Source organism: Streptomyces seoulensis (assembly GCF_022846655.1).
GTDB lineage: Bacteria > Actinomycetota > Actinomycetes > Streptomycetales > Streptomycetaceae > Streptomyces.
This window is the reverse complement of sequence record NZ_AP025667.1, coordinates 2656670-2673350: the sequence shown is the minus strand read 5'-3', so window position 1 is coordinate 2673350 and position 16681 is coordinate 2656670. Positions and strand designations below refer to the sequence as shown.

Below are 16681 nucleotides of genomic sequence, written 5' to 3'. Positions count from 1 at the left end.
AGCGGGTTTTATGCAGCCAGGGCTGCGGCTGGGGTCATGATGGTCTCGTACTCGACGGGGGTCAATCGGGCCAGACGTCTCTGACGCCGGCGTCGGTGGTAGGTGCGCTCGATCCAGGTCACGATGGCGATCCGCAGCTCCTGGCGGGTGGCCCAGGTACGGCGGTCGAGGACGTTCTTCTGCAGCAGCGCGAAGAAGCTCTCCATGGCCGCGTTGTCGCCGGCCGCGCCGACCCGGCCCATGGAGCCGACCAGGCCGTGACGTGCGAGAACGGACACGAACTTCCGTGAGCGGAACTGCGGTCCGCGATCGGAATGCACAGTGCATCCGGCGACCTGGTCGCGACGGGCCACCGCGGATTCAAGGGCCCTCACCGCGAGGCTGGACTTCATCCGGGCGTCGATGGAATAGCCCACGATCGGCCGGAGTACACGTCCTTGACCGCGCAGAGATACAGCTTGCCCTCGCCGGTCGGGTGCTCGGTGATGTCCGTGAGCCACAGCCGGTTCGGTCCGGCTGCGGTGAAGTCCCGCCGCACCAGATCGTCATGGACAGGCGGTCCGGCCTTGGCGTTCTTCCCACGGCCTCTGGGCTTGCCGAAGGCACTCCACCAGCCGTTGTCCCTGCAGATCCGCCAGGCAGTCCGCTCAGCCATCGCCTCACCGGCGGCCCGGGCTTCGTCGAGCAGGAAGCGGTGGCCGAACTCAGGATCGTCGCGGTGCGCGTCGAACGGGGCGTTGGCCCGGAACGCCTCGGCGAGCTCGGCGTCGGTGACCGGCCTGGCCAGCCACCGGTAGTAGGGCTGGCGGGCCAGCCCGAGCACCCGGCACGTCACCGCCACCGGCACCCGGTGAGGGGCATCGGCGGCGGCCAGCTCGCGGACGAGCGGGTACATCATTTTGCCGGCAGGTTCGCCTGCGACAGATACGCCGCTGCCCCCTTGAGGACCTCGTTCTCCTGCTCCAGCAGCCGGATGCGCTTGCGGGCCTCGCGCAGCTCGGCCGACTCACCCGACGCCGCTGCGGGCCTGGCGCCCTCGTCGGTGTCGGCACGGCGCAGCCACTTCGACAGAGTGATCGGGTGGACGCCGAAGTCGGCGGCAATCTGTTCCAGCGTGACGCCGGGCTCGCGGTTGCGCGCGACCCGTACGACGTCCTCGCGGAACTCCTTCGGATACGGCTTGGGCACTGCAACATCCTTCCAGGCCGCCTCTCAGCAAGCCAGGTCAGGTGTCACCTATCCGTGCAGCAGTCCCAACCTGCGGCGCTCTCAGCCGCATCTCCCAACGCTTCCTGCCGATCACGGCGACGGGCTCGAGTGCCATTGCCCTGCTTGGCCTTCTCCGCCTTCCAGTCGGACTCCTGCTCCGGGTCCGGGCCGTCACGGAACTTCTTCAGGTCCAACCCTGCGATCCGGGCTCGGGTTCCCTGACCAGTGTCATAGGTGAGGAACTTAACCGGCTGCCCTGCTACGCCCTGCACGGCGGCGGAGCGATGACGACCACCCCGTCCGTGAACGACGCCAGCAACCCGCTGGAGGAGCTGGGCTGGCTGCTGCAGCAGTTCGCATGAGCGCCACCGTGCCTGGCGACCGTGACCCCTAAAAGGGGCGAACTTGCAGGTGCCGAAGGTGGGTCATCGAAGCACCACGTTCCGGCTGACCGGCTATCCCCCACTCAACCACCGCTATGAGCGGAAACCAGCCAACCATCTGGCCTCGTGATCGACGCGCATGGCTTCCGTGTGGCCACCCAGTGTAGGTTGTGCATGTCATGTACACATAGGTGTTTGTGAGGGGGATCGTATGCGTAACAAGCAAGTGCTTGCTGGCTCATTCGCAGCAGCGACGCTCTTCGCCGGTGTGGCTGTAAGCGCGGTCGGTAACGGTCCGGCACCGGATGAGACTTCACCGCAGACGGTGGCGGCCAACGCTGTCGACGAGAGTAAGTGGCCAAACCGGACGCCAGAGCGTGGACTGGCCAAGGGGTTGTCCCTACCCGTGGAGAAGTATCTCGTCGGCTATACGGACGTCGTGGAATGGCAGCGCGCCCAACGTGATCTTTGGGTAAACTGTATGGCTCGGTTCGGTTTTGACAAGTTCAACCCACCGGTCCCAGGGACTAACCCGCCCACCGAATTCAACGACGCCAACATGCCCAGGCGCTACGGAGCTTCCGACGCAGCGCAGGCCGCGGCGTACGGGTACCACCTGCCGCCGGAGCAAATGGACGAGCCGCCGGTATGGGAGCCGGCCGCCGGGCCGGAGGAAGACGTGTTCGTCGGAAGCGGTCCGGAGCTCTCGGGAGGCACGTACAACGGAGCAGCGGTTCCCGAGGGAGGATGCCGCGGAGAAACAGAGCGTCAGCTGGGACGTCTCACGCAGGGCGAAGACGCCTCGGGCATCAACGCGTCGAGCATGACCGAGTCTTTGCAGCGGCTCGCCGTTCAAAAGGGCATCGCCAGCTGGGCAGCGTGTATGAAGGACAAGGGCTACGCATACGATAGCCCATTCAAGCCCGCTGAAAGTTTCAATCTGTCGACGCCGACGGCGTCGACAGAGGAAACCGAAGTAGCCACCGCCGACGTCGCCTGCAAGAGTAAGACCGGTCTGACCGCGACCTGGTACGCGGAGGAAACCGCGATACAGGACCAGAAGATCGCCAACAAAAAGACCTCACTCGAGGCGGCACTTGCCAAAACGAACACCATTAAGGCGGCCGCGCAAAGGGTGGTCTCGGAAGATGCGAACAGGTGAATAAGGCCATGCGAAACCTGATCCGTTCCATTCCCGTCGCCGCGCTCATCGCCGGAAGTATCTTCTGCGCCCAGCCCGCGCAGGCTGCCACTACCTACGAATCCGATAGCTGCTCATCCAGCGACAACGCGTACTGCTTCGTGCTCTACTACAACAGCGTTGGCTCGACCACGAACTCCGGGCAGGGCGCCTGCTACGTATCGAACACGAGCGTCCCCGACCATTACGGCTACTCTAACGGCGCGACCCTGGTCCGCCTGGTCTTTGGCTACGGAAAACTTCCTGGCGGCACCTGCAAAAGTGAAAGCGGAGACGGGATAACCCTCAAGAACAACGCCGCTTCCATAGTGAATGGCGAATGCGGCGTCACCAACCGGGTCTACTTCAGTTCTGGTTACCAAGGTATCTCGCAAGCCAGTATCGCTACCTGCGGTGGTTACGGCGGCTTGGCGGAGACCCTCGTGCCCGAGTTGAAGAACGAAAACGCTTCCCATAAGAGATATTAGCCCCTCCTCCATACCGGTGTGTTATCGCACAAAACTAGGGCCGTGGCACTTAGGGATACCCGCAGGCAAGGCCCGCGAGGCTGCCCTGATCGGCTCGAAGAGTACGTGTCCCCTTCCGCAGGTGCCGAGGATCTACGTGGACGAGTTCAGTCCATCTCCCTAATCGATAGGAAATAGTCGGCCGGACGCGCGGCGTGAGTGCATTCCTCGCATCTCCCCCGCGCGTCCGGTGGTCCAGCCGGCGTAGCTCCGCCCTGGGCGCGCCGTTCTCCCGTGCGCAACATCGTGCGGCACCCATACCCCGGTGTCGGCCGATGGCGCACCCACAGAAGGGAAAACCCGGCGAACATGCGTAAACGTTACCGAGAGAGACGGATGATGCGGTCATCCGCTCTGGCCGTCACCGCGGCGATCGCGTTGATCGCTTCCACCTTCACCATTGATGCCGCCCAGGCAGCGACACGGGGAAGTCACCACAGCTCAGGCCGGCAGCAGGCCCGTACACCGGGAAAGGCGCCCACGTCGTCGGCAGTTCCGCTCAAGGACCGCGACCCGGTTCTGGGCAAGGGCTGGAAGGGCTCCGCCGACCGGGCCGTGACCACGGCCGCCGACAGTGACGGACTCCATCTCCTGGTCGCCGACAGCCATACCGGCTACGGGTGGCGCACCACCACGGTACTGAGCGAGCCTCAGCTCCCGGCGGACCTGTGGATCGGCAACCAGTGCCTCATGGACGACCACCACGCGGCCGTTGTGTACGCGCCCCGTACCTTCACCAACAAGCCGGACCTGATGATGGGCGGCGCGTTCACGGCCATCGTGAACCTCGACGACGGCAGCGTGACCAAGCTTCCTGTCACGGCGTCCCTCGCCTACTTCGACCCCTCGTGCAACCCGGCCACGCACACCGCCGTCTTCACCGCGCTGCGCGACAGCAGGACGCGTCTGGTCACGGTGGACAGCAAGGGCGCCACCGTCGCGGACACCACCGCAAGAGGCGAGATCACCTCCGCCGTGCCCTTCGAGCACGGGGTGATCGCGGCTGCCGGCAATCAGCTGGTCCGGGTCGACGGCAAGGGGAAAGTGGCTGAACTCGCCGCGACTGAGCACCCTCCATACGGCATCCGCGTCAAGCGGGACGGCTCGGTCGGCTATCTGGATCGTTCGGACGGCGACCACGTCAGAGTTCGCACCTACGCGCACGGCAAAAAGGCGACCGTCGCCAGCGGCGACCTTGCCGCCATGAGTCTCCGCCAGGGCACGGACGGAACGGTCTACCTGACCGGAAAAGCCAGTCACGACGAGGGCCTCACGGCAAGCGGCATCAAAGCCCTGAACGTTTCACCCGACGCGGAAGTCTCCACCCGCGGACGCCTCGCCGTCGACCCAGTCCTGTCACAGGCCGTCCTGGCAGGCGTCGATCACATCAAGGCTGCCGGCCGCGGGTTCACCAGGACCGCGACCACGGAACCGGCTGCCGAGACCACACCAGGCCGCACCAGTCACGCCCTGACCATCAGCGGTACGGTGCCGGGCACGGGCAGACACACCCACCACAAGATCGCCGAACCGGGCAGCACCGCAGGCGGCAGGCCGTCACCAGCGCTCACCGGCGCCTCGAAACCACAGGTCTCGACGATCACCGCACTCACCACGGCCGCCGACCCCCGGGCCAGTGACCCGGTCGACAGCGACCGCTGGTGCTCGGTGCCCCGCAACGATGTCGGCACGCAGGCTCTCCAGCCGACCCCAAATCAGGTCGAGTGGGCCGTGGACATGGCGATCCAGGGCAACCTGCGTTCCGGCTACCTCACGCAAGGTGGCTGGCGCGCGCAGACCGGACTGTCCACGATCGACCCGCAAGGGTTGTTCCCGAGACCCACGCTGACCGGTGGTGGGCGCATCCCCGCCCAGGTCCAACTGGGCATTCTTGCTCAGGAATCCAACCTCTGGCAGGCAGAGTCCGGGGCCATCCCAGGCCAGATGGGCAGCCCTCTCGCGGCCGTCGACGGCTTCTACGGACACCAGACCGGAGGGTCCCTCTCGGAATTCTGGACCATCCACTGGGACAAGTCCGACTGCGGCTACGGTGTCGGACAGGTCACCGACGGCATGCGCAAGGCCGGCTACGAGAAGCCGAATGAAACGTCCCTGCCAGCCAGCACGCAGCGCGCCGTCGCCATCGACTACACCACCAACATCGCCGCGTCGCTGTACATCCTCGCCGCCAAGTGGAACGAGGTCCATAAGTCCGACCAGACCATCGCCGTGAACAACGACGATCCGGCCAAGCCTGAGAACTGGTTCACGGCCGTCTGGAACTACAACCTCGGATTCAACACGAAAGCCGACGCGGGCACCAACGGCAACTGGGGACTCGGCTGGTACAACAACCCCGCCAACCCGGTCTATCCGCCGTCCCGGCTCGCGTTCATGAACACCGACCTCGACCCGCTGGCGTCCAAGGACGCAGCCCATCCGCAGAACTGGCCCTATGAGGAGAAGGTGATGGGCTGGGCCGCTTGGTCCATCGACACCGGTCACTCCTACGCCACCTCCGGACGGCAGGACTGGCCGGGCGAATCCGGCTTCTCCTCCGCCGGCTTCCGCCCCGCCTCCTGGAACGGCACCAATGGGACCGTCATAGAGACGACCAGCGCGAAGTACCGCCGGGCCCATGTAGTGCCCCCGCTCGACGCGTTCTGCAACGCCAAGAACAATTGCAACACGGCGAGCCCGCCCGACTGTCCCGACGCGAACTGCTACAAGCAGTACTGGTGGCACGAGGCCAAGACGACGTGGAAGTCCGACTGCGCCACCAGCTGCGGCTTCGAAAGCATCAAGTACCAGACGGTGGTCAACGAGCCCGGCCGAGGCACCCGCCTACAGTACGGAACCCCCGTCTGCTCCGGTGCCCCGTCGGGTGCGAAGGTCGTGACCTCCGTGCCCGACGGCACCAACAGCTGGAGCAGCTGCGGCACCACAACATCCGACGGCTCGTTCCAGTTCACCTTCTACCCTGACCCGAACGCCACCGGACCGGGGCTAGGGCAGTACGATGCGAAGGCTGACCTGCACCAGATCGGCGGCGGCTACCAGGGGCACTTCTGGTACACCCACGCCCGCGACGCCGCCCACCTCGGCGGCGACGGGGGACGTATGACCGTCCTCGGCGATTGGAAGCTGAACGCCGCCCTGTCCGGCAACCACCAGGCCAAGGTCTACGTACACATCCCGGACACGGGGGCACAGGTGTCTAACGCCTCCTACAAGGTGATCACGCCGTTCGGGGCGGTGAGCAAGACCGTCGATCAGGGATCGCAGGCCAACGCCTGGGTCTCCTTGGGTGCCTACAACTTCAACAACCAGCCACCGGAGGTCCAGCTCACCAGCTCCACGCCGGACGGCAACGCCGACAAGGACGTGGCCTACGACGCCGTCGCGTTCGTACCCGGCGACTACGACGGTTTGAACGCCGTGACGTTCCCTGCAGCGGACCCGAACGCCTCCGACGTCGACTTCGTAGCCGCGCAGCGAGCGAAGGACGTCAGCACCACATTGTCGCGCATGTCTCGGCCTCTCAGCGGCGCCTCGGGCAAGCAGTCCTGCTCACTAGGCAGTGACGATGTGACCATGTGTGCCAGCTACGAGCCGCTGAACGGAAAGGACCCTAGGAGCACAAAGCCCTCGCCCCCGACCGAATCGTCTCGGGCCGCCGCAGCGGGGGCGGGACCCGTCGGATGGTGCAAGGACAGCAGCGGCGCGGCCATGCAGTCCAGGACGCAAGGATGCCTGCGCGGGCTGCTCGTCCTCACCGCGACACGTGACGGCGCCCCTATCGGCAACGCGACCATGAAGGTGATCCAGGAGATCAACCTTGATCCGAAGTCCAACCAGTTCATCACATGGACCGAGCTGTCTCTGGTCAACATGGCGGGCATCGGTTCCACGACGCTGACGTCGTTCGCCGAGGAGTGCTGGACCACCACCGCCTGCACGGAAAGCAACGGCCTCTGGTCCGGCAGCACCACATGGACCGCGGGTGACCCACACGTCGCCACCCGCACCAACATGTACTCGTGGAACAAGGTCAGCGGTGGTGAGGATCTCCTCAACTTCACCTGGGAGACGAGCTGGTCCACCCCGGACGCCGCCGTCCAAGCGGTCCCGAAGTGGAGCAACAGCGGGTTCGACGTCCGGTGCGACAACAAGGTGGGCGGCAACACGGGCTGCGTATTCCCCAAGTACACCCCGACGCTGCAGCTCAATACGAAGAAATACCCCGCCGCGGCCGCCTACTACTGGGTGCTCATGGAGAAGCTGGCATCCCATCCAGGAAGCGAGCAGCACAACAAGCCGCTGCACCGCCTGGCCGATGATACGAAGGCCAAGGACAACCGCGACAAGATGTGCATGCTGTCCGTGGCGGAGTGGAACCCGAACCCAAACGCCGAGGGGACGAGCTGCGACGAGTACCCCTTCGCCAAGTCCCGTGAGAGTGGCGGGATGACGCTCACCTCGGGCAAATACTGCGTGCAGATGTATTCGGCCAAGCAGGCCGACGGCACCTCGACGCTGGAACTGGACAGCAACTACCCCCTCCCCACCTGGAACGAGATATGCGGCCGGGCCGCGGTGCCGGTCAAGCAAAACACCGATGCTGGCGGAGATCTCGGACGATTCACCTCGGAGGTCCGACTCCTGGACTCTGACGCCTACTTCGTACAGACCGGCTTCGAGTACTGCGACATAAATTCCGTCTGCAACATCAGCTAGCCGCCCGTCTCAACTGGTCGGTCCGCCGGACAGCTTCCGTCCGGCGGACCGACCCCGAGTCTGGGGAGATCACCCCGCGACCCACTCCAGCATGCGTCCCTCGTGAATGGACGGCCGACGGCCCAGTCTCCGCAGGGGGGACATGCCCTCGACCGACTCGCACAGGTCGTGGAGCACCGCCCCTATCCCCGGTCCGAGCCACAGGAATTCCGGATCACCGAAAGAAAGTTCGCCGATGTCCCCGTAGTGCTCGCCACGGTGGTCGATGAACAGCAAATCGCCGGTAAGGCTCTGCGCGAAGGGCACCCACCGATCGTGGGCGGTGCGCCCGACTACCTCCTCCTCGTAGTCGTCCTCCACGGCCTCCCGCGCGGTGGAGGCGAGGTTGCGCTGCCACTCGAGAATTCCGTCCGTGTCGAGAAGGCTGTAACCGAACAGGAAGGCGCCGGCCTCCACACTCGACCTGCGCGGGACGACTCCGTTGTGCTTCGAGAGCAACAACAACAGGTCATCGTTGACCGGGAACCCTATCTCCTTCTCCAACTCGGCCAGCTTTGCGGCGGACGCACCCGGCCGCAGCGCTTCGTGATCCTCGGGCGCATGACGCCGGAGCCACGCCTCGAATTTCTGCCATGAGGTCTGGACGTCATACGCGGCTCCGGACCCAGACTTGATCATTCGGCTGTCTCCGTTGCTCGGTGGTGGCCAGTACCCGACTCATGTCAGCGCGGCGCCGATCATAGCGCCGGATGCCGGGGCAGGAGGAGATCGATTGCCTCCCCACGCCGACGGTTGACCGCCATCAGCGAACCAGCCAGGCCCGTTGCCTGCTGGCAACGGGGCGCTCGGCGGATTCAGCCAGCCGGCGGCACGACCACGGGACAGTAGACCCTCGCCCGCGTTTTGCCTTCAGCGAGCAAACGTGACGGTCACCGGCACGTTCGGGCACTCCTCCAGTACATCACCGAGCGCTGCCTGCTCGGCGCCGTCCATGGTGAGCCCCCACCTGGTCTTGTCCGCCACCCAGTTGGTCACGTAGGTGCACCGGTAGCCGACAGCGGTCGGCAGCCACGTGCTGGGGTCCTGGTCCGCCTTGGAGCGGTTGCTCGTAGCTGACACCGCGATGAGGGCACGGCCGTCTTCGAGATCGTTCGCCTACGCCTTCCGTTCGGCCGGCGACCAGCCGAACGCGCCTGAGTCCCAGGCTTCGGCGAGGGGGACGAGGTGGTCGATGTCGCCGAAAGCGCACGCGGCCGTCGGCGTCGGAGCGATCCTGCTCAGTGAACAGGGCATCTTGTTGGGCCTGCACCGCCGCGGCACCCTCGAACTGCCTGGCGGCAACGTGGCGGCCGGGGAATCCTTCGAGGACGCGGTGAACCGCGAACCCACCGAGGAGACCGGTCTGGTCGCTCGCGCCAAGGACGTGGGGCTCCTGGGCACGCTCGTCGATCACGTCGCTGGTGTCATGCGGGTCACCGTCGGCGCGCTCGTCCACGACGCCGGCGTGGCTGCGTGTCGACCGCAAGTCGCTCAAGCTGGACTTCACGACATTGCCGACGGCGTTCGTCCCCACCGCCAAGCGCCTGTTCTACGCCCAGCTCACCCAGGACACTCCGCTCGGGGAGCAGCCGATCACCATCGCCAGCATCAGCACTTACTTCAGCTGCGTACGCCACGTCCTGCTGTGGGCCAACGCCCGCGGACGCACGCTCGCCCAGATGAGTGGCACGGAATTAAACGACTACCACCGTGAGCTGGTCGGCCTGCGTCTGTGCCTTACTTCCACCTGCCGCTACCGGCGTGCGGTGCGGCTTCTGTGAGCCTACCGCAGCCGTCTGCCCGATCACCTCGGAGCCGATCCGCTGCGGCGGCCGTCCTGGCAGGCGTGCGCCCGCGCGAACCGGCCCTTGCCGCCGACCTGCCCGCCGCAATTCTTGCCGACCTCCTCGGCCTCCACGTCAACACGGCCGTCCGCTGGGTCACCTACGGCCGCCGAGACTGGGCCGACTACCTCGCCGCCCGCCTTACACAAGACCACGAGCAGAGTTCAGGCCGGTAACACACGCTCGGCGGCATGAGAGTGCATCGACTTGTCCGCAGAGAGACCAGCGTGTACCTCATCAGGGTGCACTCTCGATACCAGGATTTTCGAGGTCGTCCTCGACGAAGCGGAGTGCTTCTTCCGCGCGTTCGATCAGATCCAAGTAGGTGAGTACCTGAACTCGGCTCTGGTCCGTGTTGAAGGAACGGATGGTACGGGCAACCATCTGCTGAGTGACTTCAGGTACCTCCACGTGATCAGGATTCCCGATCACAACGGTTCCCCGTGTACGAAGGTAATCGTAGTCAAGGTCAAGTGTGTTGCGGTGGATTGTTTCCAGTGTCGGTCCCGCGTCATCCATTCTCTGAACGTAGTTCCTGCACTGACTCACCGCCTCGTGCACCTCGTTCGACATGATCAGGCCGTTGCGGTGCCACCTGACAAGTGCGGCGCCAGGCTTCTTGAGTTCGACGACGTGAACGCTGCGGTCAGCGCGCACGAGAAGAATGTCGTGCTGGTCGAGGGGCACCAGGTCACGTCGTTCCGAGGCTTCTGTGTACTCACCCCCGAAGATCCAGTGATTGCGTCCGATTATCCGTTGAACTGCGGCTTCCGGCGCACTCCTGTCGCTGACGACCTTCCGAAGCTCCTGCAAGAGTTCGCGGCGTTGCCTGATGACCTTTAGCTCGGCCGATCGGTGGTCCTTCTCCGTCGAGTCCAATGCGGGAACTACGCTGCCGTCTTTCCGGTACGTGACGACCTGAATCCGCACATGTTCGTCGGCGCCCGAATCAGGGGGCCCGGATTCTTCGTCGGGTCTCGCCACCGCAATTACGTCATAGTGACCGCCGCCTGTCCAGTTCACTTCATGTGTGATGCCGCTTGAGTCGTCACCGCTGATCACTTTGTCCAGACGGTCGCGGACGACGTGCGACTCGCTGTCGACAGCGATCCAGTGGCGGCCAGTTTTGTGCGCGACCGCAGCGGCCGTTCCTGAGTCGCCGAAGTAGTCGAACACGAGGTCACCGGGGTTGGTCGCGATCGTGAGAATCTGTTGCAGCAGTTGTTCCGGCGACGGAGCCGGCTGGTGCATGTCATCGAGCAGTCCGCGCAGGTGCTGGCGCGCTTGGAGACTTGTCCCCACGTCGGCCGGGCTCCATACCGTGGAAGGCGGCTTGTCAGGGGCCTCCGATAGATAGAGCTTCAGCGTCGGACGGCCGCTGGGCGACCATGCGATACGTCCGTCGCGATCAAGTTCCTCGAAACGCTGCTGGGTGAATCGCCAAGAACGGCGGGCAGGTGGCTGCACGGCCGTGCCGAACGGACCTACCACTTCGTAGCGCAGGTTCTCACGAAGAACGGGGGAGGAGAGGTCGGCTGCTCGCCACGGCCCGCGGGGATCGTTGTCAGGGTTGCGGAAACTCGACTCTGATTCGGCTGTACGAGGGAGAGGGTTCGGCTGCCATGTCGAGGCGTCTTTCGCGAAGACAAGTAGGTAGTCGTGGCTGACCGTGAAGTGACGGGAGTTATTCCGTGCAGGCTTCGGAACGACGACTGTAGATAAGAAGTTCGATCGGCCGTAGACCTTGTTCATGAGCACATGGCAGTCAGCGAACTGCCGGTCGTCGACGTGCACCCACGCAGAGCCGTCAGGGGCGAGCAGGTCGCGCACTAGACGCAGATGCACCTGCATCATGCCGAGCCAGGACGCGCGGCCAGGAGCTTCGTGGTGCTCGAACCCCCATTGCGTGTCCCACGGCGGTCGCAGATATGCCGACTTGACCCTGCCTCGATACTGGCCGGTGTCCTTCAGGGTGCGAAGTGCGTTCTCGTTGCCGCCATGGATGAGCAGGTTGTCCGCCATCTGATCAGCTTAGGGCTATGGTCCGGTGCGGGCCGGGGAGCCGAGGCCGTGCACGTACTTCGGCACCATAAGAAGTCATCTCATTTGGCGAGTCTGCGGTAGCAGATGAGGGTGCAGGCGATGGCGGTGAAGGCGAGGAAGTGCTCGGCCTTGCGCTCGTAGCGACGATGGAGGCGACGGCATCCGGCGAGCCAGGACATCGTGCGTTCGATGGTCCAGCGGTGGCGGCCGAGCCGCTGCGAGGTCTCGATCCCCTTACGGGCTATGCGGTGCCGGATGCCTCGCTGGGATAACCATCGCCGCAGGTGGGAGTAGTCGTATCCCTTGTCGGCGTGCAGTTTGCCGGGCTTGCGTCGACGGGGACCTCGACGGGATCGGATCGGAGGTATGCCCTTCACGAGCGGGATCAGGGCCTGGCTGTCGTGGACGTTGGCACCGGAGATTCCGACAGACAGGGGCAGACCGGTCTGCTCGGTGATCAGGTGGATCTTCGAGCCGTACTTGCCCCGGTCGACAGGATTCGGACCTGTCAGGTCCCCCTTTCCAGGGCTCGCATGTTCACCGAGTCGATCGCGCAGCGGGACCAGTCCAGGTCGCCACGGGAGCCGAGTTCGTCGAGGACCAGGCGATGCAGCTTGGCCCACACACGGGCCTTCGACCACTCGGTGAACCGCCGGTGAGCCGTGGCACCGGACGGCCCGAACGATGAGGCCGGCAACTGCTGCCACGTGCAGCCCGACGTCGCCACAAATACGATCGCTGCCAGTACCCCGCGGTCGCCGTGCCGGCGTCGGCCGCCGCCTTGAGGCCGCGACGGCGCCTCCGGCACGACCCGCTGGAACAGTTCCCACAACTCGTCCGGCGCCAACCGCTCGACAATCTCCACCACAGCCGACAGCCTACTCAGCCAAATGAGATGACTTCTTAGTGGTGGTCGAGGGCGATGTGGGCGGATGGTGCCTCGATCGGGATGCGCTGACAGAGGCGATCCGCGCCCGGTGGCCAGAGGTCGAGATCGACTCGATGCGCCGCAGCGAAGTGCGCAGCTGCATATGGCAGTTCCAGACGGAGAACGGTCCGAGGGAGGATGTCCCAGCAGATGAACGCACCGGATTCGCCCGCCGAACTCGTCCGCGCGGCCGCCGAGAGCATCTCTGCCCGACTGACGGGAGAGAAGGGTCCCACGGCAGCGCTGAGATCGGTCGTCCACATGGTCGACAACGATGAAGCCGAACTGGCCGTGGACGACCTCGCGCGCGTGATCGAGTACCACTGCATCCGCATCCTGCGGACGGAGTACGACCAGATCGCCGCCGCGGCCGCGCGACTCGGAGCGCTCGACCCACTCACCGAAGTGCGGCTCGACCGCTTCATCAGTGACTGAGACACCCGGCACCCCTTCAATCACCCGCACATTTCGATGGCGGCGGCCCTCCAAGCCGCCGCCATCTGCGTCGTCGCGCTCCAAGACGACGGCCCGGTGCGGACTCGTCGTCCGAGGACCGCCATGGCGGCGTTGTGTCCTGGGATGCCGCCTTCGAGACTCGTCCCAGCGTCACAGCGACAGACGGCCCGGCTGTCGATTACATGACATGCGGAGGCGATGGTGCGTGCACACTCCATCGCCTCCGCATGTGTGGTGTCCACCTCCAGGTCACAGGCCACACCCTGATGGGACCACTTCCGCCTGCGATGCAGCCATCCCGATGGTTCGATCGCCACGTCCGACCTCACGGTCTGCGGCCACCGCCGCCTCACACTTGACGCCGACCCACAGCACCTGCAGTTCATCCAAGGCTTTCTGCCATCGCTGTTGTGCGTATGTTCCGCCGAGGAAGAGCTCGTCGACGATGACCCGGGCGCCTGCACGGGCCATCGCGGCGACTCCTCCCTACGGCCGATCCCGCCTCCCGCACCTACTACGACAAGAAGATCAAGTAGGGCAAGCATCACACCCAAGCCCTTCTCTGCCTCGCCAGACGACGAGCCGACGTGCGCTTCGCAATGCTCCGCGACGGCACCTTCTACGAGCCGCAGCCAGCGCGGTCACATGACCTGCGGGTCACCCAGCAGCACCACACGGTCGGCCTCGACGTCGAAGCCGAGAACCGGGTGGAGCGGATCAGACTCCGGGCTCAGCACAACACCGGCCTGCCGAGCCGACGCCCGATTGCCCGCAGCAGACGGCACAGCACATCCACGCCGTCCTGCCCCTGCAACTCCCGCAGATCAACGTCGAAGTCCACCGATCCAGCCTCATACGCCCGAAAGATCACTAGGAATCCAGGGACCGGCCAGACCCTCAGCAACGCGCCGGCATCCTCACCGCGGGCCAGCATGTCCGCAGCTCTCGGCAGCCGGACTGCAACACCGTCCTCGGAGTACTCGCACGACCACCCCTGCGACCGAACGAGATCAAGCACTGCCTGCCAGTCCTCCACCAAGGTATCCGGGGAGTAATTGTCAAGAGTTGTGGGTCAGCAGCGGCTCACCATGATTCGCGGCTCAGGTGCACGAGACCTTGGATGGTGCTCAGGCGGGTGTGCAGGGTGCGCTCTGGGGCCGGGGTATTGGTGAGCAACAGGACCAGGACCGCCGGGTGTTCCGGGGTGTAGAGGTCGTCCTGGCCGTCATCGCCAGGGATGGCATTCGGCTGGATCTCGATGCGTCCGTAAGTGCCCTGGGCGAGGTGGTAGACGCCCCGGTAGTCACTTTCGCGCTCGGTGAAGACCACATTGAGGTGGCCGGTGACGAGGCGGACCAGTTCACTCGCGGTGTGTGTGCTGGTGCCGTAGGTGTCGTAGTCGGTCATGGTGGCCTGACCTTATGCCGCGAGTGTCTCGGGGCGTTCGAGGAGCTGGCCGCGTTCGAAGCGGGCGCCGGCCCTCACCAGGGCGACGAGGTGGGGTGCGTTGACGGCCCGCCATCGTGCATGGGCGGACTCGACGAGCTTGAACACCATCGTTAGGGCGGCCGCGCGGGAGCCGGCACCCTTGGTGACCTTCGTCCGCAGCCGCACGGTGGCAAAGGTCGACTCGATCGGGTTCGTGGTCCGTAGATGGATCCAGTGCTCAGCGGGGAAGTCGTAGAAGGCCAGCAGCTCGGCCTCGTCATCCGTGATCTTCTTGACGGCCTTGGGGAACTTCGCCTTGTACTGCTTCTCGAACGCCTTGACCGCCCTGGCCGCGTACTCCTTGTCCTCGGCGTTGTAGATGTCCTGGATGGCCTTCTTCACCGCGGGCTGGGCGGACTTGGGCAGGCTGTCGAGCACGTTGGCCGTCTTGTGAACCCAACACCTTTGGTGGCGGGATTCGGGAAAGACCTCGTGAAGCGCCTTCCAGAAGCCGAGGGCGCCGTCGCCGACGGCGAGGACGGGAGCACGCATGCCCCGCCGGGCGGCATCCCGCAGCAGGCTCGCCCAGGACTCCGCGGATTCCCGGTAGCCGTCGGCCATGGCGATCAGTTCCTTGGTGCCGTCCACGCGCACACCCATCACCACCAGGACGGCGGCCTTGGCCTCCTCCAGGCATATGCGCAGGTGGTGCCGGACGGAGTGTGTACGAAGTTGACGGATGGAAGATCACGCTGGACATGCGACCCGACCTCCGCCAGGTGCCGCACGACACGCTTGAGCGCCCGCGGCTCGGTGCCCGCCAGTGTCGCGAGTCGGGCCAGTCCGTCACCCTCGTCCTCCTTGCCGTACCAGTTATGAGCAATTCCTTCTCTTCCGCCAGCGGGCGTCGAGAGCGTCCGGGGCGGGAGCGGAGGCGCGAACGACAAGCTCGGGCGGGACGGAGCCCCGGGTCGGGAACCGTGGTCAGCCGTTCCGTCTGCGGTAGGGGCCCTGCAGCGCGGCGCCTCACGTCAGTCGGGCAATGCGGCGCCGTCCGCACTGCTCACTCCGTCGCTGCAGGACAGCATGGACCCGTGGGACGCCGTAGGTTCCGCAGGACTGCCCACAAACCTCGATGATCTTTCTTGGGCAGCTCGGCTTTCTAGACCAGTGCATGCGGATACAGAGGGCGTAAGCAGCTCTGGAAACCTTCAGTAGTTACAAGCGCGCTTGAGGTCACACCCCTCCCGCGTCAACGGCCATCTGCAATCCCCAGTGGCGGCGACATGCCCATCGCGCTCATGGCCGACTCGATGCCCGCCAGTGGCGGCCAGACATCTCCCCGCCGCCCTGAGGGCTCGTTCACCTCAGAGGGATCACGCCCTTTCCAGTGGTGGCCTCGGCGAGTCGGATCCGTATCGCGGCCCAACGCGCCGACACGAGGGCTGCGGGCCGTGCAACGCCTACACCGATCGGCTTGTGCAACAACCGTGCAAGATCATCTTCGAAGGCCCGCCGACGCGGGGGTGTTCCGCGCCGATGGCCGCTCAGGCGGCCTACAACCAGGTCTTCCCCCGCCGACGCGGGGCGTTCCGCGAAGCCCGCTGGGGGGCCTGGGCGTTTCGCGCCCTCCCCGCCGACAACGGCAGCCGCCACTCATCCCGCTGGAGTACCAACTCACTGAGACCAAGATCCGGACCATGCGCGGGCCAACAGCCCAGACACAACACCCCCACGCCTCGTTTCCGCAGTTCAGAGACCTGGAGCTGATGTACCACCAGCAGACCAAGAACCTCCTGGTGTCGTACTCACCGAAGAAGCTGGGCTTCTTCTAAACACAGAGAAGGGGCGCCTGACCAGGGCAGATGCCCGGCAGGCGCCCCTCTTTGCCGCTAGTCGAAAAACGT

The 16681-nt window shown here is 65.2% G+C and carries 13 protein-coding genes and 6 pseudogenes; 9 read left to right on the top strand and 10 right to left on the bottom strand.

The annotated features are described in order from the left end of the window. Window positions 1-8: 8 nt before the first annotated feature. Window positions 9-1188: pseudogene (locus HEK131_RS12465) on the bottom strand (IS3 family transposase). A 615-nt stretch (window positions 1189-1803) separates the two neighbouring features. Between HEK131_RS12465 and HEK131_RS12460 the strand changes: the two are divergent. The 3 genes from HEK131_RS12460 (at window position 1804) to HEK131_RS12450 (ending at window position 8036) form a co-directional block, all read left to right on the top strand. Beyond that, entirely contained in the window at window positions 1804-2754 is a 951-nt protein-coding gene (locus HEK131_RS12460; protein ID WP_244334968.1) for a hypothetical protein, read from the top strand. A gap of 8 nt (window positions 2755-2762) precedes the next feature. Next, the gene (locus tag HEK131_RS12455) at window positions 2763-3260 is read left to right on the top strand and encodes a hypothetical protein (protein ID WP_244334965.1); all 498 of its coding nucleotides are present in this window, start codon (window positions 2763-2765) and stop codon (window positions 3258-3260) included. A gap of 273 nt (window positions 3261-3533) precedes the next feature. Beyond that, the gene (locus HEK131_RS12450; RefSeq protein ID WP_244334962.1) at window positions 3534-8036 is read left to right on the top strand and encodes a NucA/NucB deoxyribonuclease domain-containing protein; all 4503 of its coding nucleotides are present in this window, start codon (window positions 3534-3536) and stop codon (window positions 8034-8036) included. Window positions 8037-8105: 69 nt separating this feature from the next. On the opposite strand, the gene HEK131_RS12445 is transcribed toward HEK131_RS12450, so the two are convergent. Both HEK131_RS12445 and HEK131_RS12440 read right to left on the bottom strand, forming a co-directional pair. Beyond that, a complete protein-coding gene (locus tag HEK131_RS12445) occupies window positions 8106-8714 on the bottom strand; it encodes an SMI1/KNR4 family protein (RefSeq protein ID WP_244334958.1) in 609 nt (202 codons plus the stop codon). A gap of 231 nt (window positions 8715-8945) precedes the next feature. Further along, window positions 8946-9272 (bottom strand): annotated as a pseudogene (locus HEK131_RS12440) (HNH endonuclease family protein); the annotation flags it as partial. Here HEK131_RS12440 and HEK131_RS12435 point away from each other — a divergent pair. The 3 genes and pseudogenes from HEK131_RS12435 to HEK131_RS12425 all read left to right on the top strand — a co-directional run. Further along, window positions 9268-9420 (top strand): annotated as a pseudogene (locus HEK131_RS12435) (NUDIX domain-containing protein); the annotation flags it as partial. The pseudogenes HEK131_RS12440 and HEK131_RS12435 overlap by 5 nt on opposite strands. 76 nt (window positions 9421-9496) lie before the next feature. Beyond that, window positions 9497-9856, top strand: coding sequence for a hypothetical protein (locus HEK131_RS12430; RefSeq protein ID WP_244452184.1), 360 nt, complete (start codon window positions 9497-9499; stop codon window positions 9854-9856). 65 nt (window positions 9857-9921) lie between these two features. Continuing rightward, a complete protein-coding gene (locus tag HEK131_RS12425) occupies window positions 9922-10095 on the top strand; it encodes a hypothetical protein (RefSeq protein WP_244334955.1) in 174 nt (57 codons plus the stop codon). 61 nt (window positions 10096-10156) lie between these two features. Here HEK131_RS12425 and HEK131_RS12420 read toward each other — a convergent pair whose 3' ends face one another. Continuing rightward, window positions 10157-11941 (bottom strand): Shedu anti-phage system protein SduA domain-containing protein, encoded by a 1785-nt coding sequence (locus HEK131_RS12420; RefSeq protein WP_244334952.1) that lies wholly within the window; start codon window positions 11939-11941, stop codon window positions 10157-10159. An 80-nt stretch (window positions 11942-12021) separates the two neighbouring features. Next, a protein-coding gene (locus HEK131_RS12415; RefSeq protein ID WP_244451996.1) for an IS5 family transposase occupies window positions 12022-12821 on the bottom strand; the annotation gives its coding sequence in 2 pieces (ribosomal slippage) (window positions 12022-12483 and window positions 12486-12821; 798 coding nt in all). Between the two features lie 207 nt (window positions 12822-13028). Here HEK131_RS12415 and HEK131_RS12410 point away from each other — a divergent pair. After that, window positions 13029-13325 carry a hypothetical protein gene (locus HEK131_RS12410; protein WP_244334949.1) on the top strand — a complete coding sequence of 99 codons (297 nt, stop codon included), beginning with the start codon at window positions 13029-13031 and terminating at the stop codon, window positions 13323-13325. A 212-nt stretch (window positions 13326-13537) separates the two neighbouring features. On the opposite strand, the pseudogene HEK131_RS12405 reads toward HEK131_RS12410, so the two are convergent. Then, window positions 13538-13829: pseudogene (locus HEK131_RS12405) on the bottom strand (phosphotransferase-like protein); the annotation flags it as partial. Window positions 13830-13840: 11 nt separating this feature from the next. Between HEK131_RS12405 and HEK131_RS12400 the strand changes: the two are divergent. Further along, window positions 13841-13978, top strand: a pseudogene (locus HEK131_RS12400) (IS110 family transposase); the annotation flags it as partial. Window positions 13979-14076: 98 nt separating this feature from the next. Here HEK131_RS12400 and HEK131_RS12395 read toward each other — a convergent pair. The 4 genes and pseudogenes from HEK131_RS12395 to HEK131_RS30270 all read right to left on the bottom strand — a co-directional run bounded on the left by HEK131_RS12395 (window position 14077) and on the right by HEK131_RS30270 (window position 15950). Beyond that, complete coding sequence (locus tag HEK131_RS12395; protein WP_244334947.1) at window positions 14077-14382, bottom strand: hypothetical protein; 306 nt, start codon at window positions 14380-14382, stop codon at window positions 14077-14079. Between the two features lie 47 nt (window positions 14383-14429). Then, on the bottom strand, window positions 14430-14753 hold the full coding sequence (locus HEK131_RS12390) for a hypothetical protein (RefSeq protein WP_244334945.1): 324 nt from the start codon (window positions 14751-14753) through the stop codon (window positions 14430-14432). Window positions 14754-14765: 12 nt separating this feature from the next. Continuing rightward, window positions 14766-15482: pseudogene (locus HEK131_RS12385) on the bottom strand (IS256 family transposase); the annotation flags it as partial. A 318-nt stretch (window positions 15483-15800) separates the two neighbouring features. Then, window positions 15801-15950 carry an IS3 family transposase gene (locus HEK131_RS30270; RefSeq protein ID WP_432215623.1) on the bottom strand — a complete coding sequence of 50 codons (150 nt, stop codon included), beginning with the start codon at window positions 15948-15950 and terminating at the stop codon, window positions 15801-15803. Between the two features lie 524 nt (window positions 15951-16474). Here HEK131_RS30270 and HEK131_RS30125 point away from each other — a divergent pair. Next, a complete protein-coding gene (locus HEK131_RS30125) occupies window positions 16475-16609 on the top strand; it encodes a hypothetical protein (RefSeq protein WP_279614252.1) in 135 nt (44 codons plus the stop codon). The last annotated feature ends 72 nt before the right edge of the window (window positions 16610-16681 follow it).

Coding starts and splice junctions, on each gene's coding strand:
- HEK131_RS30125 (WP_279614252.1), top strand. CDS start 16,475: ATGCGCGGGCCAACAGCCCAGACACAACACCCCCACGCCTCGTTTCCG.
- HEK131_RS30270 (WP_432215623.1), bottom strand. CDS start 15,950: ATGCACTGGTCTAGAAAGCCGAGCTGCCCAAGAAAGATCATCGAGGTT.
- HEK131_RS12410 (WP_244334949.1), top strand. CDS start 13,029: ATGTCCCAGCAGATGAACGCACCGGATTCGCCCGCCGAACTCGTCCGC.
- HEK131_RS12455 (WP_244334965.1), top strand. CDS start 2,763: ATGCGAAACCTGATCCGTTCCATTCCCGTCGCCGCGCTCATCGCCGGA.
- HEK131_RS12445 (WP_244334958.1), bottom strand. CDS start 8,714: ATGATCAAGTCTGGGTCCGGAGCCGCGTATGACGTCCAGACCTCATGG.
- HEK131_RS12420 (WP_244334952.1), bottom strand. CDS start 11,941: ATGGCGGACAACCTGCTCATCCATGGCGGCAACGAGAACGCACTTCGC.
- HEK131_RS12390 (WP_244334945.1), bottom strand. CDS start 14,753: ATGACCGACTACGACACCTACGGCACCAGCACACACACCGCGAGTGAA.
- HEK131_RS12460 (WP_244334968.1), top strand. CDS start 1,804: ATGCGTAACAAGCAAGTGCTTGCTGGCTCATTCGCAGCAGCGACGCTC.